Below are 23,115 nucleotides of genomic sequence, written 5' to 3'. Positions count from 1 at the left end.
CAGCTAATCAGCTGCTTCTACATTTTATCCAAGTCTAATCCCCTTTTTCATGTTCATGAGGTTTTAGCTTTGGATGCTTCGGTTGATTGGGAGGGTTTACCCTTCTCCTTCTGTCAGGTTCTCCATCTGGTTTTTTAGGCTTGGGTCCTGGCTTGATTGCTTCGATTGTATCCATACTGCAATAAAGATTAATTAATAATTATTTTGATATCAAAACAGATTAATACCAGATCAAAAGTAAATTTTTGGTCATCATTTTCATTACGGAAAGCCGTAATCATTGCTTTTTGGAAGGATGACAAAACAGTTTTGATTGGAACTATTTTTTTCTCGGTGCACTCCTTGTATGAGGTCGCACATAAGTTCCATCTTTTCGCGTATAACCTTTAACATGTACTGAACCGCCTGAATTTGATTGAGAACTATAACTCGAGGATGCTCTTACTGGTGAAGGAGAATACGATGAGGTGTTAGAATAGCCGCTATAAGCTGTATAGCTGGGTTTATAGGCCCAACCGTAATAATTTCCCCATTTAAGTTTGCTATAATTTTTCTTACCAGCTTTTGAAGACAAGAAAACTTCCGTATCTTTAGGAATAATGGTAACTGATCTACTGCTGTCACTGCTGTAGTAAAGAGGTGTATCTTCCTGTAGTCTAACAGTGTAATAGTTTGTACATGAAATAACGGAGAGAAGTAATACAAGATAAAGTAACGATTTTTTCATTGTAGTTAATTTTATATCTGCAAATCTAAATGAACTTTAAAGGAACTAATTATGGTTTTCCGTAGTCTCAGAATTTTACTTTAGGAATGCTTAAAACCTTGACTAACAAATAAAAAAATAAACCTATGGGAAACTCACTAAATATTTGCTACCTTACATTATCTCTTAAAGACTAAAACTAATGGCAATTGAAAAATCTACAGGTTATACTGAAACAGAAAGAATATTAGCAAAACTATGTGATGCTACTTTCTTAAAACTATGGTCTTATCCAAATCCTTACAAAGAAGATACAAAGGAATTGTGCGATTTAATGGCTGTCTTTGACAATAAGATTTTTTTATTTTTTGATCGTGAAAGTAGGAAATTCGATAATTTGGAGGGTGATATTGATGTGCAATGGAAACGCTGGCACAAAAATGTAATTGAGAACCAAATAAGAACAGCGGAAGGAGCAAGAAGATATGTACTTGAAAATCCCGATAAAATATATTTAGACAGTAAAAAAACAACACCTTTTCCGATACTCATACCTCGTGAAAATTTAACTATATATAGTATTATTATTGCTCATGGAGCGGCGGAAGCTTGTTTGCGGCATTCACCCGAAAATATTAACGGAAGTCTTGCTGTAACTTACAGTAAAAGGGAAAGATTAGGACTTGATATTCCTTTTCTTGTGGAGCTCGACAGTAATAAGCCTATTCATATTTTTGATACCTTTAATTTAGAAATCATTCTTAAAGAATTAGATACTGTATACGATTTTTCTGAATATCTTTCAGAGAAAGAGAAGGCTTTAAAATACTATGATAGTATTATTTATTGCGGAGAAGAAGACCTGTTAGCTAATTACTTTCAAAACTTTGATTCGGTAAAGCAAAAACATTTTGTTGGAGTAACAGATGAAAAGGCAACCAGTATTATGATTTCCGAAGGTGCGTGGAACTCCTTTGAAAATTCGGCTTTGTACAAAAGGAGAAAAGAAGCAAATAAGATATCTGAGCTGTGGGATAATCTACTTCAATATACTACTCAAAATGCCTTAGATGAAACTCTTAAAGGAAATAGTAACATCTTTAAAGGTGAAAGCGCCATTTGTGAAATGGCTAAAGAACCTAGATTTTTTAGAAGAACGTTGTCCGATCTTATGACACGAGCTATAGAAGGATTTCCTGGTGATGGGACAACGCTTATGCGTAATTTATCTATTATGCCATCCTTTTATAAAAATACAGTTTATGTCTTTTTACAATTACACGATCCTAGAAATAAGGATTACGATAATGTATATAGACCTAAAAGACAAGCGCTGCTTGAAATTGCCTGTGGTGTTACAAAAAACAAATTTCCTAAATATGAAAAAATAATAGGGATTGCTATTGATGCTCCTAAATTTACTCAAACCAATTCTGAGGATTTCATTCTACTTAACGCAAAGGATTGGTCCGAGGATGATATTTTGTATTATTCGGATGCAAATAAAAACATTAATTTTTTAGAAACTAAAAAAATGGTTAAGGAAACATTAACTGTTAGGGATTTTCCAATTAACAATAATTTGAGCCGTCATAAAAAAATTGGTAGAAATGACCGATGTCCTTGCGGCTCTGGAAAAAAGTATAAGAAATGCTGTATTGGTCTCAAGTAGTAATATCATTGGTCTATAATCATTAATACAGAAATGGTTTTTATTAAACATTTATCTATCTGTTAAGCGTATATAATTTCATCTTTCAAATAAGAAAACGTTTGTAAATTTTGTAAGGGGTTTACTGTTAGCTTATTAATGTTTTTAGTACGCTTATCAGCTTCTCTCTTTCCCCACTTCCCGTCGTCGAAAACCTTACCAAAGGAATTTTATACTTCTCCAAGATTTCATTTTTCATGAGATCTCTTTCAGCTTGTCGGCTCTCTATTTTATGGTATTCATATCCATCGACTTCTATGGCTAATACAGGGTTTTTTCCTAGCTTGTTGTAGATCAGAAAATCAAGATGTGTAGCGTGATGTCTTGCGTAACGCTCTTCTTCAGGACTTAATTTGGAAAAATCTAACAATAAATTTCTCAATGGATGATGCAGAATAACGCCATATTTTGAAAATTGATCGTCGGACAATACTTCCCTGATTAACGCATACATTAGATTCTCACTGTCGAAAACAGATTTATGTTTTTGATTTGACAAAAGGGCTCTTCTTTTTTCTTCATATCCTTTGTACAGGTAATCGAAAATAGAATGTACCTCACTTTTGATCGTGCTGAAATTATTATAATCAACATAGCGGATCAGATCCGAGATGTTCGTGTCGTTGTCACTTTCATTTCCGTTCACCAATAGGATCAGCTGATCTTTTGCTCTGGAAATAGCTACATTCAGACGGTTGGGATTGTCGGTGAATTCAGAGATTTCATTATCTACCGTGGATAGAATAATCACATCATTTTCTCGTCCCTGAAATTTATCTACCGTATCAGCTTTGATATCTGTTCCCTGAAATGTTCTTTGTAGCGATAAGGTCTGATTACGATAAGGGGTTACAATTCCCAGATTTACACCTTCCAGCTTTTGCTGAGGAATGATTTCCTGAATAATTACATCAATCTGTCGCTGATTCTCTCTTTGTCGGGCATGGTTGCCTTCAGTTGTTTTATAGACTAATAAAGGTTCTCTTTCCGTTTGTCCTTCTGAAAGGATAATTAATTGATCATTATAAAACTTACGGTTACAAAAATCAATGATTTTAGGATGGCAGCGATAATGTTCCTTTAACAGTGTTTTAGATACATTCGGAAATACTTCTATAATGGAAGAAAGCAGGCTATGATTGGAATAACGATATGGTTCCGGGATATCATAGTTCTTAAAGATCTGATCTGTATTTTCTGCTGTTGCAGAATCCACTACATTGGGGAGCTGTTTTAAATCTCCCACAATGACGGTCTGTTTTGCGCAGGATAATGCGAGTACACCTGTTGCAAGATCCACCTGTGAAGATTCGTCAACAATGACATAATCGTAGACTACATTTTCAGCAAGACTTCTCCTTAACGAGTAGGTTGTACTCATGATGACAGGATAATCTTTAATAAATTCTTCTGATTTAAAACGAAGATCCCATTCGGTATATTCTGAACGTTTCTGTTCTTTATATTTTTGGTAGAGTTTGTTTTTAAACAGCTGCATCGATCCTTCCGTATATTCTTTCATTTTATCATGGAAGCAAAAATGCTGTAATGTATTGTGAAGCTCCTGTTTTCTTAGGTCAAGCTCTGAAATTTTTACTCCATAGTATTTTGACTGAACAATCCTGATCATCTCTTCATATGATAAAGTATAAAAAATCTTATCTCTTACTCCATACAGAAAAGGGAATATCAGTTTTCGCCACCAGTAAAATCTCTTATCTTTTTTCTCATAATCTTCCAAAGTAACCCATAATGAAAGCAGCTGGTCTGAACTGACATTCTTTTTAAAACGGATTTCGGTTGCCAACGCGACATCATCCGTAAAATGCTGATGCTCTGTTTTGATCTTATCGATTTCCAGCGCAAGTAAAGCCAGTTCATTCTTTAGTTTCAGCTTTTCAGAAAGCTCAGTAAAAAGAAGAGGAATAGAATGCATAAGGGATTGTTCCTGTTCTTCCTCTAATCTAAAATCTGATAGATCCGGGATTTCAGTCTGAGCATCGATAAATTCCTTTTTATTCTGGCTGCTTCCCAACAATGCCGCTATAAAAGAAACCCCATTGCTCTCCAGTTTCTCAAATACATTTTTTGTCGCCGAATTATTGCTTGAAACTACGGCCACACTTTGCTTATTCATCACCGCGTTGGCGATAATATTAAGAATGGTCTGGGTCTTTCCTGTTCCCGGAGGACCTTCAATAACACTTAACGGATTTGAAAACGCATTGTCAACTCCCTTTTTCTGACTTAAATTAAAACCGAAAGGAAAGATTTCAATAGGAGAGGCGTGGTAATTCTTTTCGGGTTCTTTTCCGTTAAGGAAATTATATAGAATAGAAGTCTCAGGAATAAAACGGATACTCCCGTAGCTATTGGCAAGAATATTATTACCTTCCTCGGTCTTCAAACCAACGCTAGCTGCAATTGCCTTTACATAAGAAAAAATATTTCCGGCTCTCTCACTTTGAATAGCAGATCTCACCATCTTAATTCTATGTTGAGGATAAAAATAGGCTTTACCACTGCTTTTATACACAACGACACACTTATTGTTCTCAAAAGAATAAGATTCTATCTCATCGGTCTTGTCTTTACCATCAATGTGGATAGATTCTTTTCTAAGGGTATTTGGAGTGGGTTTTAGCATGGTTATTAATTGTTTACAAATATAAAAGACATGAAATGAAAATATTGACTTTTAAGATTTCTCAATAAATTCTCTTTTTAAGGTATTAAAAAATTACTACATTGCGTTTTTATAAATATATAAAAATGTTGACTCATTTAAAGTGCTACTTATCCGGCTCCTACAATGCGGATTCTTCAAATATTTATGGTATACTTCGAGAAAAGGAAATTGAAGTATACGAATTTTATGATGGTTCAATTGGTACATCATTCCAAGATATTTTGAAGCGTAAGCTTCGACAAGTTGATTTTGCAATTTTTATATTAACTAAATATAATGAAAATACAATCTATGAAATCGGAGTTTGCGAAGGATTAGGAATACAGTCGCTGATTATTATTGACAAAGAATTTGAAAAAGTTCCTTTTTTCTTAGAGAACAAGCTTTCTCTTAGTGCTAATCTCAATGATGAAAAATTATTAAAGATTGCTATTGACGCATTTGTAAGTGAATTACCTAAGAAAAAGAAGAATCCCGAAAGAATTTATATAAATCGTATGCTTACTGATACTTACGATGAGAACATAAAAAATATCTTCAGATCATTACTAATTCAAACAAGAAATCTCCGTACTACAGGTAGTGGTATTGAAATGGAGTATGTCGTTGAAGAGATTTTTAGAACACTCCGTATGAAATATGTTCATAACTTGAAAAATGAAGATATAGGAGTTGATTTTGCAATTTGGAATGACGTTCTAGGTCGTGTTATTGGAAATCCTATTGTAGTAGAATGTAAAATTGGGAACAGCAATGTGATTCTTTCTGCTGTTGAACAATTAAAATTTCTTACGGAAAAATCTGATTCGTCTTTAGGCTTGTTATTATACCTAGACAGAGTTAATAATAGAATCAATTTTGATTCACAAATAAATCCTTTTATAATAGCATTCGATCTTGAAGATTTTATAGAAGCCTTAATCTATGATAAATTTGAAAATATTATTCTAAATAAAAGAAACTACGGGTCTCATAAAAATCTACACTAATGGCTAGGTATTCTAATCGACATATCAGGAAGCTTTTATTGGAATCGGATACAGCTCCAAATAGTGATGTTAAAGGTGATAAGCTTGAAGAATTAGTAAAATACTTATTTGACAAAATATCTGGAGTAAGTTTTTATGAAAAAAATGTTTTAGATGGTGTTCGCGCTCACGAATTAGATGTTGTATTTATTAATGATAAAAGAAGTTCCGATTTATATTTTTTAGATTTCGCAATTATTACAGAATGTAAAAATACAGCTTGTAGGCTAGGAAGCAACGAAGTAGGTTGGTTTGTTAGAAAACTTCAAGATAGAGGTGTAAGTTCAGGAATATTAATTTCATTGAGTGGTATAACAGGAGTTTCTGATGGAGTTAGCAATGCTCATAGCGAAGTGCTTAGTGCATTAAATAGAGATAAAATATTCATATTGCTTTTAAATAGAGAAGAAATAGAGACTTTGAAAACAACTCAAGACCTAGTTGAATTATTACAAAACAAGATACTGAAACTAACAATACAAAGAACAATATTTTGATAGCCTTAGGGGAATTTAAGATTAAAATGTCCAAAATACCAACTACATAATCTGTAAAGTATCAATAGAGTTGCTTCTAAATTTACATTATATCCAATTCTAATCCCCTTTAGCTTTGCATACTTTGTACAGGTAATTGACAATAGAATATACCTCACTATTGATCATGCTGAAATTATTGTAATCAATATAGCAGATCAGATCTGAAATGTTTGTGTCATTATCACTTTCATTCACATTCACCAATAAAATTAGATGATCTTTGGCTCTAGAAATTGTAATTCTATAAGATACTTTCTAAACTATTCAAAGTTATAATCTGATTCTTTATCATAATAATCGACATAACCTATTTGTTGTACACCAGTTCTTTCAATTACTTGATAAGAAACCTCATCTTTCTCATCTAATGTTGAATCAGTATTTTCAATAGTTACTATCTGATGAAATTTAGGTTCAATTATTATTGTAAGAAATCCTGAATCAGTAAAGTCACGTGATATAATTTTCCAATTCATTTTTATGACACTCCCTTCACCAATTTTAGGCTTAATATAAAAATTCCCTGTAGTAAAATAATCGGCTTGTACTAAAGTTCTGTTTTTTGGAAGTATAATTAGAGAATCATCTGAATTGCTATATTCTCTAACTGTATTAACGTACTTTGGATTATATATAAAATGTCCTTTTTCAGCTCCAACTCTTATAAAATCGCCCTCGAATTCAAGTTCTATTTTATAATCTTCGATGACAGCGGCTCCTGTATTTGTGATTTGTAGTTTTAACCAACAATATTGCTCCCATTTAATTTTAGGCATCAAAGGGTTTCTACTCATATCTATCTTAGCAAACATATCGTTAAATTTTTTGAAACCCGGTTTGGAAGTGTTCAGGTCCAATTTATATTTTTCTAACAACTCATTGAAAGATAAACTCAAGTCTAAATCGTCGGCTCCAGAATCCATTTCCTTCTTAATCCTATATTTTTTAATTGTTTTTTGAAATTTCGGAAAACAGCTTATTTCATTTTGCCCATTTGGAAATAATACGGATATGCTTTTGACCTGGTGAAAATCCTCGTTCTTCACATACCAGTTATAAACATTCGGAAACTCTGATAGTTTACGTTCAAAGAAATCCCAAAAACATATTTGTATTGTGAATAATCCTAATTCAACATTTTGTAGACTTTGAGTTCTTACATACTCTTCAATTTTTTGATCTTTAGGCAATGATGTTGCTATAACAAGCTTGTTTAGGTCAGGTTTAAACAGCTTTGCTTTTTCAATTTCCTCCTGAATATCTTTTATTGAGATTCGATTCGGAGATCCATCTATTAGGTTTAATTTTTTATTCTTACACTGAATTCCATTATAGTCCTTGCCTCCATTCACCGGACCATAAATATCTACACCATGTTGTCCCTGTGCATTGTCAGAATTAAAATCAATTTCGTGAGGTATGTTCCATATTTCTCCCCAAAGTTTCAAGCAAAGAGTTTCAAAATCCTGCCAATTCTTTGGAGGATGAATATTAAAAGGAGATTTCATCAATTTTTATTTTTTTAAATATAAATATAACAACAAAAAAAGATGAAATAAAAAATATGCGAGGAATTAATTAATGTTTGGAGTTTCATAATGAAAAAAGATAAAGTTATAATGTAAAAAAATCAAAGAATTATATTTGCGTCATATTTAACATTGTATACCATATGAAAGAACTTATTGAAAAGATTAATGCAGAATTTGAATCATTTACTACAGAGTCAAACCAACAAGCTGAAAAAGGAAATAAGGCAGCAGGAACAAGAGCCAGAAAATCAGCTTTAGAACTCAGCAAATTATTCAAGGAATTCCGTAAAGTATCAGTAGAGGAATCTAAGAAATAATAAAAATTCCAAAATAAAAAATCCCTATATAAATAGGGATTTTTCTATTATAAATACTACTTCTATATCATAGAGATATAACTAAATATTCCATAATTATAGCCACTATTATCTGAAAGTCTTTCAATACGCATATGAAGCTTACTTAAGTTATCAAAAAATGCCTATCATGAAGATCATCTGAATCAATAGGTATGTTTAAAATATTATAATCACATACATGTGCATTTATCGCATTTGATTCTAAACTGTTGCGTATCTTACTGACATAATAATGATCAAAAGAAAATAGCGGAGTTTCTTCAAATAAGGTCAGGTTTGATCCTCTCAATAATATTGTCTAGCTCCAGTGAATTACACCGTACAAGATTCTCACGTCTGGTACAAATCGAAAATATATTAGACATCTTAATTGTTCATTTTTTATTTAAACAAATGAGTTCTTCAATGTTTCCCAATCAAAAAAGTTAGGATCAATTGATATTTCAGCTTTAAACTTTTCTTCAGGTTGTATTCCAAAGTCTGTAAATGAAAGAGGCAAATTTGTCAAAAGATGATAATCCTTAATATACTCGTTTGTTATCCAAGCATTACCAAGAACACATATAGAATTGTAATATAATATAACCTGCTCAAAGTTTGATAACTGAGCACGCAGCATTTTCACGTAATCATATTTAACCTCATCAGTAAATAATTTATTTTCTTGAGAATGTACATATTTAACCGTTTGAAATAAATGACGATAATAATGTCCAATTTTAGTCCCATGTCCAGTAAAGGGTTCGTACTGCTGAATAAAAACAGCTTTTTTTCCATTATGATTTATTTCTAAATTTTTCAATTTTAATACTCTTAAACCAATCTTATTTTCATATTTTTCTTTATTGCTCAAAAACTCAGAATATATATTTTTTTCACATTCTAATCTCTTTAAAGTAGCTTTGAAAAAATCAGTAGAATTAATCTCTGGAGCAATATGAGAGAAAACACTATCACTTACATGTCCAATTCCATAGAAAAAAATCAAATAAGCCAAATTAGTCAACTGCTCTTTACTAAGTTTTATACTGTCAGTCGAAGTATCATAATTGCATTCCAATACAAAATAAATGTATCTTAATTCAAAATAATAAGTTGTAAATACTTTTCTACCCAAAATTATATTCTGAATATTTTGCTCTTCCACATTCTCTCGATGTATTCTTATTAATTCAAAAAACCTATTCTCAAATCTTTCTATGACGGTATCATCAGCTTGTTTAGCAAATTGGTTTCGCTGTTCTTTATTTGCTTCATACTGAATGTAAAAAGCCATAAAAGTTAAAATTGATGCAATCCAAGCGATTATTGGCCCTGCTGTACCTCCAAAAGCATCACCAATAGCACCTCTATGTCCAATATCTTTATCATAAAAGTATCTTGATTGAATCAATTCGGGGCCATTTTTATAAAGTATTATTGCTACTATTAACCCCAATATACCTAATATTAATAGTCTATCTTGTGTTTTCTGTTCCAAAATTTAATATAATTAGTTCTTAATAAGATAAATAAATTATTATCAATATAACCACATCTACCAAACAATATCTCCATTATCTTGTATTCTCCTGGCGTTGACTCTATTTTTGACCTTTGCAAGAGTTATAACTTCAGGATGACCTCTGACATATTCTTTTTCATAATAGCATTCCTCAATTTCAAATTCGGTAATTTGCAATAGCCCAAATTCTTTTTCGACAGACTCAGGGTGTACGGCCAAATTATCAGTTCCAAAATCATTTCCGACACTTGGATAAATTATACAGTCAAAATTAAAAGAAGGATTGGGATCATTCCTAATTTTAAGAATTCTTTCAGAAAACATAGCACTAATCAAATACTCATAATGATGAGAAACAGGTTTTGTAAACTCTCTTCCTAATAATTTAAAATAATGTCTTGACCATTCAACCCAGAGTTTAGAATGATTATCGCCGTACTTTTCAAATGCTGCGGTTGCCTTCTGTACTCCATGATTAAAAGGAAGTGCCATGTCACTATGGGAAATTGGATAGGAAATAATTTCTTTTTGCTCTTTTGTTTTCCACAAGCCAACTGTGATTAGTTTACCCACTGGTGGTTTTATTTCTTTTAAAGCGGAGTCAATATTCTCTGCAACATATAATACACTTGTATTTGGAGTATTTGCTCTATTATATCGATTAATGCTTTTTACAATGTCTATAGGTGGGTATTTTAAAAAACTGATGTTAGTTAGTCTCTCATTTTTTTTTGAAACAGATTCATTAACAACAAGTCTATATGTATGAATTACTGATAATTTGTTAGCCAAAAGTGGAATATAATTAAAAGCATAATCTATATAATTTTTAAACATTTCAAATTCACTGGAATCAAATGAAGAGTAATCAAGTTCTTGAAGAGCAGCATCAAGTTCTTCATAGAATTTGAAAAGACTGATAAAATCACTTTGTTCAGAACTTGAAATTTCTTGATGCTGAAATATTTTAAATGATATATTTTGTTCTTGAGTGAAATGAACTCCATCTCTCCATCTTTTCAAAGGGGGAATTTCAGGTAAATCTCTGAATTTTAATTGCCAATTTGGTCTGATCATTAGTTTATAGTTTGTTATTCTCAAATATACAAAATGGGCATCTAAAATATGCAATACAACAAGATCGAAATCGAATAACATTTTCTATGAAAAGTAGAAGATTTCAATAATATAAACAATTAAAAAAACTGAATGTTAATACTAGTTTTTAATCTTACTATAAAGATCATCAAATTTTGAACTATTTAGAAGATAAGCAGAAATCATAGTTAAAACAAAAATGAATGATTTTTTGACTGTCACATCATCAACATCAATCATATTTCGTCCATGCGCAATTGAATTTCTATCTAGAGTATATTTATCAAACAAAGTGATAATAGAAGTATAAATTTGATGTATTCCTAAATTTGGAAATTTTAAACAAAATAACTCATTGAGTTTATCTTTTAATCTACCTTCTTCCTCATCTCTTCCAAGTTCATAATTTATAAAGCTTTCAAAAGCAGAGTAAAGTAGAAAATAGGAAAGTTTATATTTTTTTTCTTTTAAAAGTAGATGACTTTCTCCCAACAAAGAATAATAAAAAGGCATAGAATCAATATCTAGCGGCAATGCATTAACATATAAAATTGAATAAACAGCAAAATCATTTTGATTTATTTCGTAACTGCTGCCATAAAAACTACCATCGTAATGTACACGTGCTTTTAAATTATCAATGGATTTAATCCGTAGATTATTTATTCGAAAATTACCCGCATCAGTTCCAAAACCATAAACTATTAAAGCGTCATTATCTTTTTTCAAAACATCCAGTAAGAATTCGCACTCTTCATCGTTGCAAAAAGGAATATTGTACTCTTCACTTAATTGAATAAAATTGTCATAATGAAGAATGTGATTTTCTAATACTTCAGCCTCAACGACAGAATTGAATTTATTTTTAAAATTCCAGAAGTTCTGCAAATAATATTCCTTTTCACGCTCTCTCGTATATTCAGATATTTCGTAATCAGGTTCGTGATCAATTTTGATTATAAGTTTTTTTGTAATTAATATTCCAAGCTTAGCAAGAATATCATCTATAAGAGACTCTTTTTTTGAAAATTGGTTATAGTTCATTATATCATTTTTTTTAAATACGGTCTTAAGAATTTACAAGTTTTACTTGACAATCTTATACGTTCCAAGATTAAAAATTACTATCTAATCATTTTGTCAACTTCATCCTTAATTTTCGCTAAACTCGTAACAGTAAATCCAATTTTATATTCTCTCTCAAAATTATCATCAGACACAAAAAAACTACCTCCAAAAGTTATCGCAACGCCACTCATAGGAAAATTTGTAGCATCAATTTTTTTGCTTTTTGGTAAACTCTCTTTTTGATATTTCAGTCACTGTTACACCTGTAATAATGTAGTATTTCTTCAAATCATTACTTTCTGCAATTGTAGTAGCACTCTTAAGAATTTGTTTATCAATATTCTTATATTGTAAAATAGCTCTTGAAATATCTGTAACCAGATATTCATAAATTCTATCGTCTGTTGCAGAAGCGTTGATAAATAAGCTTAGAGCAGCCGAACTATTCTTCGTAAGTTTATGAGAAATTAGTTTATTTTCCGTTGGCGTAAAACTATTTATAGTTACAGAATCTCTTTTGACACTGATTAAACCAATTTCGTTTCCTGTAGTTTCCTTAGTGACTATTCGTCCTAATAATTCACCAAGATTTTCTCTATAAGCATCTATTCCAGCATCTTCAACATAAAGTCTGTCAAAAATATTTTTCAAAGCATTAGGGACGGGATCTGCTTGAGTTGACTTATCATTTTTAATTGAAGTATAGTCCGCTAATTGCATGGAAGTCACTGATAAACTATCTTGAGATAAAACTTTGACTGAAAAAACACATAAAAATGCAAGTAAAATTAATTTATTGATCATATATTTAGTTTTCTGGTTATCAATCAAATATGCAAATATTAAAACAAATTATTTATAACCCAGAAATTATTATATTAACTCTCATGATCAACAGCTTTGATTTGACTCCCCTCTTTAAAAAAGGTTAACTTGAAAAAAGGTTTTTCTAAATGAATAACAGCTTCCAAAAAAATTCCTAGCTGATATTTTAATGTATTATCGTATTGATCGGAAGTATAAGTTTTCAACTTTATAAAATCATAATTATAGCTTACAGTACTTGTACTCTTTTTCACTTCTATAATACATAAATTAGAATCATTTGAACCTCTTTTGTGTATTATAATATCCGGAAAAACAGCTCTGCTTGTTAGTTCTCTTTCAAGTTCACTGGCTTCAGAATCTTTTAGTAAACCAAATTCTTTTAAATCGTCTTTAAGAATCGTGATGGCTTTTTTATTATTATCTCTATCAACATCACCGTTGTATTCACAATCAACATTATACTTAGTAAATAATGCATCTAGATGCAGAGCAATTCTATGTGAGATACTTTGCTCACTAAGATCGTTTTTAAGTAACCAAGTATCAGAACTATCTAGAAAATTATCTAGAGCATTATTTACCAATTGAATAACTTCTGTATCATTCATACAATAAATATATTTATTGATTAAAACTTAAAAAAATATTATAATATTTAGATGTACTTTAAATCAATTAAATTAAGGAATTACTCTCAATTTTACTAAAAAATACATCTATGAAATTACTAAAAATCTAGAGTATTTTTTCAACTATTGCTATTGTTATTTTATCAATTGGTCTATATTAAACCAACAAAGATTACATCAAAGCCAGAAAAGAATTGAAAGAAACAGAACAAGTTCTCCAACAATGTTCGGAGCGTTACTACAAAGCAATTGGTAAATTAAATAAAATCCTAACTATCAGTCAGAATTTTATTTATTTATATTTCCGAAAAAATCTTCTAAAGTTATTTGATTTTTTTGGCAGATTTTAATCAAAGTTTTTAAAGACATATTGTAATCAGTCTTTGATGTTTCTAGTGCAATATTTTTTATTCTTCTAACAGTACTTTCCTCTACGCCGCATTTTGATGCAAAATCTCTCTGTGATTCCGCCTTTGAAATCCAGTTAAGATAAATGTATTTGCAAATTTCAATAATTACGTCTTTCTCGTCGTCCATTAGAACAAATTAAAAGAAAGGGTAAAAAAATAGTGCGGTTTTCTGTGCGCAATAAGGAAATATTATTATATTTGTAAAATAGGTTACAGAAAATGTAACTTTGCGATACTTCAAAGATTAATAGAAGCTATTGCTTAGAGTCTCAAATTCGAAAACTGGTAATTTTTAACATACGAGATGATAAGCAGGAAGCTCACGACCTAGGCGTGGGCTCTCTTATCTGTATGTAAGGTATACCAGTACCCCGAATTGGATAATGTAGAGTCCCATGCCGTTTTTTTCAATGCAGTTCGCTTTATCTCTACACAAAAAATCTAAGCCCGCTTTCAAAAATAGTATCAGACTACACGATACAATAGGAGGGTACAACCTATTGCGGCTTTAACAAGCTTACACGGGAACACATATTTCATTCATAGTATATTCTTTCCGGTGCCTTGCGGTCACTGATTACAGAACCTCACCAGTCCTTTTTCATACCAAAGGGCATCAGGAAAGTCTTTATCTAAAAAATGAATCAAAAAAACTACTCAACTTAAAAATCAGAAGAAAGAAAAAAGCCCCTTCCCATAGAGTTTGCAGACCAACGGGAAAGAGCGTAGTTCAGTATTTAATCTTTAAAAAATTAAAAACCTTTACAAATCTATGAAAAATTCCTATTACCATATAGGAGGCATTTTCTTTGGGCTCATGTTTACCACTGTAAGCATTACTACAAAAGCTCAAACACGCACCATTTCCGGTACCGTAACCTCATCAGGTAAACCACTCTCAGGAGTCGTAATCTCCCAAGAAGGTAGTGATCAGGTAACCATGACCGGCAAAAACGGAGCCTATATCTTACAGGTTTCGGCAGAAAATTCCATCCTATTGTTCAGACACCCTGATTATGCAGAAGAAAAATTCACACTCACTAATCAGAAAGTCGTTAATATCAGCTTAGAACAGAAAGTAAAGGGAATCGAAGAAGTTATTCTCAACGCTGGCTACTACAAGGTTAAAGACAAAGAAAGAACTGGTAGTATCGCCAAAGTTTCAGCAAAAGATATAGAAAATCAACCTGTTTTGAATGTGCTCTCTGCGGCTCAGGGAAGGGTAGCGGGAGTGAATATTGTACAGAACTCGGGAATGCCGGGAGGAGGCTATGATATTCAGATAAGAGGAAAGAACAGTCTGAGGGCTTTGGGGAATAATCCATTGTATGTAGTAGATGGGGTTCCGGTAGGAGGAGAAATGGCTTCCCAGTTTTCAGGAGCGGTACTGCCCGCCAGCAGTATCAATCCGCTGAATAGTATTAATCCTGCGGATATTGAGAGTATTGAGATTCTGAAAGATGCGGATGCGACCTCGATCTATGGATCTAGGGGAGCGAATGGAGTCGTGCTGGTCACTACCAAGAAAGGGAAGAATGGGAAAGTTGGTGCAGGTGCAGGAGGAGCAGGGAATCTGGGACTAAATGCAGGGACTTCCTATGCGGTGAGTTCTGTGATCAGTAATCTAACGATGATGAAGACTGAGGATTATCTAAGGATGCGGAGGCAGGCCTATCAGAATGATGGAATTTCTGCCTATCCGGCTAATGCCTATGATGTCAATGGAGTGTGGGATCAGGGGAGGTATACCGATTGGAGGAAAGAACTCATCGGAAATACCGCAGATGCTTTTACCGCGAATGTTTCCTTAAACGGAGGCAATGACAGAACAAGTTTTCTGGTAGGCTATGGGCACAATGAGCAGTCTACCGTGTTTTCAAAAGGGTTTAAGTATAAGGCGGATAATCTGGCTGCCAATATCAGCCACAGTTCTGAAGACAAACGTTTTCAGCTCAGTGTTTCCAGCAGGTTTTCCCTTCAGAAAAATAACGTACTGAGTGAGGATATTACCAGACAGGCTTACCTGATGGTTCCCTATGCTCCTGCTTTATATCTGCCGGATGGGAGCCTCAATTGGGAGAACAATTCCTTTAACAATCCGGCAGGGCTCTATAACAGCTCCTATTCCTATGAGAACAAGCAGTTTTTAACCAATATAAATGTACAGTATGAACTGCTGAAATATTGGTTTCTGAAGTTCAGTGGAGGGCTTAATTACCAGTCTTTTGATGAAAGGTCATTAAAGCCCAATACCATGTATAATCCTGCTTCCTATCAGGGGCAGTCCAGTGCAAGCTCGCAGTCATATAGAAGTAATCAGGACCGTTTTTCCTTTATTTTGGAACCTCAACTCAGTTGGCAGATGAAGAAGGGCAGACATGCCTTGGATGTGCTGGTAGGGACGACCTTTCAGCGGGATACAGGCAATCAGGGTTCTATGATCGGGATTGGATTTGAGAGCAATGCTTTTATAGAAAATATAGGAGCGGCAAGGACCAGGATTATTACCGATCAGATTAAAACGGAGTACCGATATGCCGCCTTCTTTGGAAGGGTGAATTACCAATATGCCGGAAGGTATATCCTGAATGTGACGGGAAGAAGGGATGGAAGCAGCCGCTTTGGTCCCAGCAATAAGTTTGCGAATTTCGGGGCCGTGGGAGCGGCATGGATATTCTCTCAGGAAGGATTTTTGAAAAATAAGAAATGGCTGAGCTTTGGGAAACTTCGTAGCAGCTACGGAACTACCGGAAGTGATAATATTGGAGACTATGGGTATCTGGATACCTATGATCTCTCGGAATACCTGTATAATAATACCGCAGGCCTCAATCCTTCAAGGCTGTATAATCCGGATTACAGCTGGGAAAAGACCACCAAGTTGGAAGCGGCTTTGGAGCTGGGATTTCTGAAAAACAGGATTAACCTGATCACAGCGTGGTACAGGAACCGTTCTTCGAGCCAGTTGGTGGGATATCAGCTTCCTTCCATAACTGGGTTTCCAAGTGTACTGGCGAATCTGGATGCCGTCGTGGAGAACTCGGGATGGGAGCTGGAACTCTCCGGGAGACCTTTTTCAGGTGGAGCTTTTCAGTGGGAATCAAACGTTAATATAAGTTTTCCAAAGAACAAGCTGGTTGCTTTTCCGGGTCTTGCAGGGTCTACCTATGCCAATACCTATGTCATAGGACAGCCTATTACTTCAGTAAAAGTATACCAGTATGAAGGAATTGATCCGGCTACGGGATTATACCGGTTCAAAGACTTTAATGGCGATGGCAAGATCACAGCGCCTGATGACAGGCAGGCTGTGGAGAATATAGGTGTACGTTATTTTGGAGGCTGGAACAATACCCTTCGCTATAAGAACTGGAACCTGTCGTTTCTTTTTCAGTTTGTGAAACAGAGAAACTGGAATTATAACAATATCATGCCGATACCGGGAACCATGAATAACCAGCCTCAGGAGGTACTGGATGTATGGTCTGCTGAGAATCCCGGGGGAAGCTATATGCCGTATTCTTCAGGCAGTAATGGGATCAGGAATCAGCTCCATGTGTTTTTTATGAACAGTACGGCAACGGTGTCCGATGCTTCTTTTATCCGCCTTAAGAACCTGGAGCTGGGCTATCAGGTTCCGGTAAAGGGCACATTTAAAAGTGTGAAAGTTTATTTTCAGGGACAGAACCTGCTGACCTTTACCAGATACTTCGGGCCTGATCCTGAGTTCAGGAACATTGGCTTCCTGCCGCCTTTAAAAACTTATTCCATGGGAGTGCTGATCACCCTGTAAATCTAAATGCTAAAAAAAAATAATAATGAAAAATTCTAAAATTAATATAAATCAATATCGTAAGGCGATGGTGTTCTGGAGGAATACGGGAATGATTCTGCTGTTTTGTATCCTTGCTTTCTCCTGTGAAAAGATGCTGGAAGTGGAAACGCCTTCCAATCAGATCGGAAAAGATAAGGTCTTTGCGGATGTTCAGACCGCTAATGCAGCGCTGGCTGGGTTATATGCAGGCTTAAGGGATAACTCACCGTTGTCAGGGGAGTCACTGGGACCTTTTCTGGGTGTCTATACCGATGATCTGGACTCCTATGCCTTAACCGATACCAATGGCGTACTGGCGCTGTATCATAACCAGCAGACCGATACCAATTCTACCGTGTATTCGGTATGGTCAACCGCTTACCAACATATCTATGCTGCCAATGCCATCATAGAAGGAATCAGAGCATCAGCTTTGCCGGGTAATGAAAAGAACAGGATAGAAGGGGAAGCTCTTCTGGTACGTAGCATGCTTTTGTTTTATCTTCAGCAGGTCTTTGGACCCGTTCCTTATCCGGTAACAACGGATTATAAGGTTAATCAGTCTTTGTCAAGGATAGAATCCGGGGAGGTGCTGTCAAGGCTGGAAACGGATCTTTCTTACTGTGCGGGGTTGCTCCCGGATCAGTACCGGGACGCGGAAAGGGTATATCCCAACCGGAAAACAGCAGAGCTGATGCTGGCCAAAGTGTATATGGTAAGGCAGAAGTGGGCAGAGGCAGAGCATGTGCTTAAGACCATTTTGGGGAGTCCGCTGTACAGTTTTCAGAATGACTTGTCAAAGGTGTTTCAGAAGGATTCAAAGCATATTATATGGCAGTTAAAGCCCGCGAATCCCGGTGATCCTGTGAAAGAAGCGATGGTATACTACTTTTCAGGAGCGGCGCCTACAGGATACGCGTTATCTGAAAGCCTCGTGAATTCATTTGAAGCGGGAGACCTTAGAAAACAGCAGTGGATGGCTGCGGTAACCGTGGGAGGGAATATGTGGTACAGAGCGGATAAGTATAAAAATATCACCATCAATGATACGGAAGATTCTATCGTCTTCCGTCTGGAAGAAGTCTATTTACTGCTGGTTGAAGCGCTGGCTCAGCAGAATAAGACTGGGGAAGCATTGCAGTATATCAATCCGGTGAGACAGCGGGCAGGCCTGAGTGCTTTAACATCAGTTTCAAAAGAGCTTTTACTGGGTGAAATCCTCTTGGAAAACAGAAGGGAGTTCTTTACCGAAATGGGACACCGCTTTCTGGACTTAAAACGCAATAACAGGCTCGCTGATCTGCAGGCGGTAAAGCCCAACTGGAAAACTTTTCATAGTGTATGGCCCATTCCGCAGAAAGATATTCTCCTTAATCCTAACCTTAAACCGCAGAATAATGGCTATTAACATCAATAAACTGATTATTCTCTTACTTATTCTGTTGGGAATGGTCTGTTATGGACAGGTCTTTAGGGATTCATTGGAAGATGAAAGTTCCCAGTATTACAACATTGCCGTTAATAAAGTGTCGGATGACAGCAAATGGATCGTAGCCACAAAAGTGTACAGGAATAATTATGATACCGCAGTGGTACTGGCTGCAGGAAGATCAGGAGTAAAATCACTGGTTGGAACGCTGACCAACAAATACCAGTACTCTTTTGTAAAAGGCAATCAGCTGCTGGCATTGGGGCAGGGAAAAGCCCTGTTATGGAATCTTGCTACAGGAATGCAGAAAGAAGTGAAAACAGGCCGGGAGGGCAGTGATTCAGGAAGTATTATACAGTGCGGGATCATGGAGAAAGGACAGAAATATTTTGTGCAGACCAGTGACAGTATTCTCCATATCTACAATGCAAAATCTGAACTGCTGGAAAGAGTAGAGCGGGTGCAGTATTTCAGATTGAGTGGTTCAGTATCTGCATTGTATATTGTGAAAAAAGAAGGCCGGGAAAACCAGCTCGTCAGGTATTCCGGTGATAAAGTGGAAAGAGTATATTCTACATCCGGTATGATACGGAGCATTGAGGAAACACCTTCAGGAAAATTGATGATTCTTAAGGAAGAAGTGTCAAGTGGCGGTAATGCTGGTACAGAAAGTAAGTCTCAGAAAATTGTTTTTGTGGATACGGCGAACTTAGAGCTGCTGTATCCGGATATCGGAGAAATAAAGCAGGAGGAATACCTGCGGTTTACGGAAATACAGAAAGGAAAAGCGGTTATGATTACGGGAATGACGCATATTGCGGCAGAAAAAGGAACGGTGGATATCTGGTATGGAAATGACGGGAATCTCGAGGCGAAGCAGGAAGGTTCCTTTGTAAAAAGATACTGGATATGGCAGAAAGATGAAGGCAAGGTGATCAAGGTTCCCTCTGACCGGTTTACAACGGTAGCAAGCCTGAATAACTCGGATTACTTTCTGATGTTTAACAGGGATGAACTTCAGAATTATTCCACCCTGTTTCCTCTGATTCATGGCTGGTTTTATAATATGAAAAAGAATACGTATGAAGATCTGGGCATCATGCAGGCGGAGGTTTCAGTATCAGATCGCGGAAATCATTTTGTGTATAAAAATAAGGAAGGAATATGGATATTGTTGGATACAGAAACGTTAAATAGGGTAGCTCTTGAAAAAAAGGACCTGACAAAAGCGTATTTCAGTAAAGATGGCAAAACGATCTACTTTGAAACCAGCAGTGATCTTTGGAGATATGAAATCAATAATGGAAAGTTTACGGCACTTACTATCGATAAGGAAAATGAAGTAAGGGTGGTCACTAAAGATGAAACGGATTTATATCCTGAAACAGGTTATAATTTCAGAAGAAGCATACTGGATATAAATGCTCCGGTGCTCTTGTCATTAACAAGGAAAGGAACCATAGAGAAGACTTTTTTAAAATGGCATAAGGGTAAGGTAGAAACACTCATGGCTTCTTCAGGCTCTAATATCACGTGGTATAAGACGGATGGAATGTTAAATAAAGCCATATATGTAGAAGAAAGCCTTCATAAGCCGCCGGGGATTGTTTATAAAGAGATCGGACACCCAAAAGGGGATGTTATCTTTCAGAGTAATCCACAGGATAAAACATCTGCTTTGATTAGTATGGAGATTATTAGTTTTAAAAATAAAGAGGAGATATCTTTAAAAGGGCTTCTGTATTATCCGATTGGATATACAGAAGGGAAAAAATATCCGATGGTAGTACATATCTATGAAGTGCAAAGCAGAAATCCTAACCAGTATTTGTCACCACTCAATAATTTTCCGGTAGGGTTTTCTATAAAGAAGCTTCTGGAAGAAGGATATTTTGTGTATCTGCCGGATATTGTAAACGGAGTATCCGGGGTAGGACTCTCAGCACTCGACTGTGTGGAAAGTTCTCTGGATGCTTTAGAGAATCATCCGGGCGTTGATCTTAGGAATGTAGGATTGATAGGTCATTCTTTTGGAGGCTACCGGACGAACTTTATAGCAGGACATTCCCACCGTTTTAAGACCTATATTTCCGGAGCAGGAGCCAGTGATCTGACCAGAATGTATTTTTCCTATAATGAAACATCATCGACTCCTTTTTACTGGCAGTTTGAAGAGGGACAGTATAATATGGATGCTTCTTTTGCAGAAAATAAGAAGCTGTATATGGATAATAATCCGATTGATAATGTACATCTAGTGAGTGCCCCGATGTTTTTATGGACCGGGATGGAGGATAAAAGGATTGTATGGGATCAGACGATTGAATTGTATATAGGATTGAAAAGAAATAAAAAGGATGTCGTGGCATTGCTTTATCCGGGAGAAGGACATGTTTTTACAACTGGTTCCTTGGCAGAGAAAGATTTGGAAATTAGGATACGGGATTGGTGGGATTATTTTCTGAAAGGGAAGAGGGGGATTCCATGGATAGAGAAACAAATGAAAAAAGATATACAGTTTTAAGAATTACTAAGTGGTAAATAAAACTAAAAGCTTCAGAAATATTCTGAAGCTTTTAGCATGATAAGTGCTGTTACGTGATTATATAATTCTAATGCAGATACTGTAAAACATCTTTTTTTTCTAAAGTGAATGTTTTATGAGATTCATTCTCTATGGTAATAGACTGATTTTGGTCAAGGAGTTCCTTTATTTTACAAAAGGTGTCGCCTGAGGCCTTTGTTACATCAGAGTTGTTGATTTTAATAATTTTATCCGTTAGTTTTATCTCTGATAATTGAGGAACTTCAAGTTTGTTAACAATAACAATGCTGTTGTCAACAGGAGCTAATGCGATTCCGAAACTTTGATATTGCGGTTTTTTCCCTTCATTGGCAAGAAGAATTTTTTTGCTGATAAAATCAAGGTCTACCAAGTAGTTTTCAATAAATTTTGTACCAATGAGATTAGGAGAATCTGAACTGCTGTCAATAATTTGAGGACCAAGTTGGGTATTATTAAGCTCGACTTCCATTAGATCAACCTGTCTTTGCCCTTTTACAATACTATTTAAGGATTGTGATAAGAGTCCTTCAAAAGTTATAAAGTCTTTATCTTTTATTTTATCATACACCTTTTGATTTACTGTAAAGCCCATTCCTGAGCCGGTATCAAAAATGAATTCTATATTTTGATTTCTTATTTTAGCATTAATTTTGGGAACACCCGTGAAGCTTTCTTCGGAAAAAGGGATTGCTGCAACAGTACCAGATTGTTCCTGAGGTTTATCAAAGACTGTAATAGTCTTTGCCTTAAAATCTAGCCGCCAAACCTTATCCTTCATCATATTGGCACCAAAAATCCCGCTGATCTTTTTGCATGCCCGGCCACTCATCCAGTTGATGTCAGCAAATGAAAAATTGATGTTTTTCATTTTCAGATCTGCTATTTGGATATAATCTGTTGAGAAAACCTCCATCTTAGACTTTGCGTTATTTGCATCTACGCCTTCGAAAACAGTTGTACTTTTTTTTTCATTCAGCTGGTTTTTTAGCTCAGCTGAAATGATGGTAAAAGCTCCCGAATCAAAAATAAAGCTATGTCTATTATTTTTAATACTCACATCAACAACAATTTTTCCATCGATAAGCTCAAAAGGTATGGTCGTAGCGTTAAAAAAGAAAGGGGTTAGTGTTAATAGTAATATAAATAAATGTGATTTAATATTTTTCATTTTCTTATTTATCGGGGTGTCAGGCAAATATAATTAA

18 protein-coding genes are annotated in these 23,115 nt (G+C 34.9%); 7 read left to right on the top strand and 11 right to left on the bottom strand.

The features are described from left to right. Positions 1–34: 34 nt before the first annotated feature. Together LIV57_RS09810 and LIV57_RS09805 are read right to left on the bottom strand one after the other, a co-directional pair. Complete coding sequence (locus LIV57_RS09810) at positions 35–175, bottom strand: hypothetical protein (protein ID WP_185248280.1); 141 nt, start codon at positions 173–175, stop codon at positions 35–37. Between the two features lie 144 nt (positions 176–319). Beyond that, entirely contained in the window at positions 320–727 is a 408-nt protein-coding gene (locus tag LIV57_RS09805; RefSeq protein WP_227942444.1) for a hypothetical protein, read from the bottom strand. Between the two features lie 181 nt (positions 728–908). Here LIV57_RS09805 and LIV57_RS09800 point away from each other — a divergent pair, with 181 nt between their 5' ends. Further along, on the top strand, positions 909–2,378 hold the full coding sequence (locus LIV57_RS09800; RefSeq protein WP_227942443.1) for an SEC-C metal-binding domain-containing protein: 1,470 nt from the start codon (positions 909–911) through the stop codon (positions 2,376–2,378). A gap of 127 nt (positions 2,379–2,505) precedes the next feature. Here the strand turns inward: LIV57_RS09800 and LIV57_RS09795 are convergent, their stop codons facing one another. Further along, complete coding sequence (locus LIV57_RS09795; protein ID WP_227942442.1) at positions 2,506–5,064, bottom strand: AAA domain-containing protein; 2,559 nt, start codon at positions 5,062–5,064, stop codon at positions 2,506–2,508. Between the two features lie 125 nt (positions 5,065–5,189). Between LIV57_RS09795 and LIV57_RS09790 the strand changes: the two genes are divergently transcribed. After that, entirely contained in the window at positions 5,190–6,095 is a 906-nt protein-coding gene (locus tag LIV57_RS09790; RefSeq protein WP_227942441.1) for a restriction endonuclease, read from the top strand. Next, complete coding sequence (locus LIV57_RS09785) at positions 6,095–6,631, top strand: restriction endonuclease (protein WP_227942440.1); 537 nt, start codon at positions 6,095–6,097, stop codon at positions 6,629–6,631. Before LIV57_RS09790 ends, LIV57_RS09785 begins: the two co-directional genes overlap by 1 nt. A 302-nt stretch (positions 6,632–6,933) precedes the next feature. Here the strand turns inward: LIV57_RS09785 and LIV57_RS09780 are convergent, their stop codons facing one another. Then, positions 6,934–8,181 (bottom strand): hypothetical protein, encoded by a 1,248-nt coding sequence (locus tag LIV57_RS09780; RefSeq protein ID WP_227942439.1) that lies wholly within the window; start codon positions 8,179–8,181, stop codon positions 6,934–6,936. Between the two features lie 164 nt (positions 8,182–8,345). On the opposite strand from LIV57_RS09780, the gene LIV57_RS09775 reads away from it, so the two are divergent. After that, on the top strand, positions 8,346–8,522 hold the full coding sequence (locus LIV57_RS09775) for a histone H1 (RefSeq protein ID WP_227942438.1): 177 nt from the start codon (positions 8,346–8,348) through the stop codon (positions 8,520–8,522). A 427-nt stretch (positions 8,523–8,949) separates the two neighbouring features. On the opposite strand, the gene LIV57_RS09770 is transcribed toward LIV57_RS09775, so the two are convergent. The 6 genes from LIV57_RS09770 to LIV57_RS09745 all read right to left on the bottom strand — a co-directional run bounded on the left by LIV57_RS09770 (position 8,950) and on the right by LIV57_RS09745 (position 14,228). Continuing rightward, positions 8,950–10,044, bottom strand: coding sequence for a putative phage abortive infection protein (locus LIV57_RS09770; protein ID WP_227942437.1), 1,095 nt, complete (start codon positions 10,042–10,044; stop codon positions 8,950–8,952). A 57-nt stretch (positions 10,045–10,101) separates the two neighbouring features. Then, positions 10,102–11,145, bottom strand: coding sequence for an RES domain-containing protein (locus LIV57_RS09765; RefSeq protein ID WP_227942436.1), 1,044 nt, complete (start codon positions 11,143–11,145; stop codon positions 10,102–10,104). 141 nt (positions 11,146–11,286) lie between these two features. Further along, positions 11,287–12,210, bottom strand: coding sequence for a hypothetical protein (locus tag LIV57_RS09760; RefSeq protein ID WP_227942435.1), 924 nt, complete (start codon positions 12,208–12,210; stop codon positions 11,287–11,289). 231 nt (positions 12,211–12,441) lie between these two features. Beyond that, complete coding sequence (locus tag LIV57_RS09755; protein WP_227942434.1) at positions 12,442–13,038, bottom strand: hypothetical protein; 597 nt, start codon at positions 13,036–13,038, stop codon at positions 12,442–12,444. A gap of 74 nt (positions 13,039–13,112) precedes the next feature. Further along, on the bottom strand, positions 13,113–13,670 hold the full coding sequence (locus LIV57_RS09750; protein WP_227942433.1) for a hypothetical protein: 558 nt from the start codon (positions 13,668–13,670) through the stop codon (positions 13,113–13,115). A gap of 309 nt (positions 13,671–13,979) precedes the next feature. Then, positions 13,980–14,228: a helix-turn-helix domain-containing protein gene (locus LIV57_RS09745; protein ID WP_227942432.1), complete on the bottom strand. Its 249-nt coding sequence runs from the start codon at positions 14,226–14,228 to the stop codon at positions 13,980–13,982. Positions 14,229–14,873: 645 nt separating this feature from the next. Between LIV57_RS09745 and LIV57_RS09740 the strand changes: the two genes are divergently transcribed. The 3 genes from LIV57_RS09740 to LIV57_RS09730 are packed head-to-tail and all read left to right on the top strand — an operon-like array spanning position 14,874 to position 21,868. Then, positions 14,874–17,894: a SusC/RagA family TonB-linked outer membrane protein gene (locus tag LIV57_RS09740; protein ID WP_227942431.1), complete on the top strand. Its 3,021-nt coding sequence runs from the start codon at positions 14,874–14,876 to the stop codon at positions 17,892–17,894. 25 nt (positions 17,895–17,919) lie between these two features. After that, positions 17,920–19,323 carry a RagB/SusD family nutrient uptake outer membrane protein gene (locus LIV57_RS09735; protein ID WP_227942430.1) on the top strand — a complete coding sequence of 468 codons (1,404 nt, stop codon included), beginning with the start codon at positions 17,920–17,922 and terminating at the stop codon, positions 19,321–19,323. Further along, positions 19,313–21,868 (top strand): prolyl oligopeptidase family serine peptidase, encoded by a 2,556-nt coding sequence (locus LIV57_RS09730; RefSeq protein ID WP_227942429.1) that lies wholly within the window; start codon positions 19,313–19,315, stop codon positions 21,866–21,868. Before LIV57_RS09735 ends, LIV57_RS09730 begins: the two co-directional genes overlap by 11 nt. Before the next feature lie 88 nt (positions 21,869–21,956). Here the strand turns inward: LIV57_RS09730 and LIV57_RS09725 are convergent, their stop codons facing one another. Next, a complete protein-coding gene (locus LIV57_RS09725) occupies positions 21,957–23,078 on the bottom strand; it encodes an aspartyl protease family protein (RefSeq protein ID WP_047433487.1) in 1,122 nt (373 codons plus the stop codon). Between the last annotated feature and the right edge of the window lie 37 nt (positions 23,079–23,115).

This window comes from Chryseobacterium sp. X308 (assembly GCF_020733145.1).
GTDB classification, from domain to species: Bacteria; Bacteroidota; Bacteroidia; order Flavobacteriales; family Weeksellaceae; genus Chryseobacterium; species Chryseobacterium cupriresistens.
The sequence above is the reverse complement of the archived record's forward strand: the minus strand, read 5'-3'. Positions and strand labels throughout refer to the sequence as shown.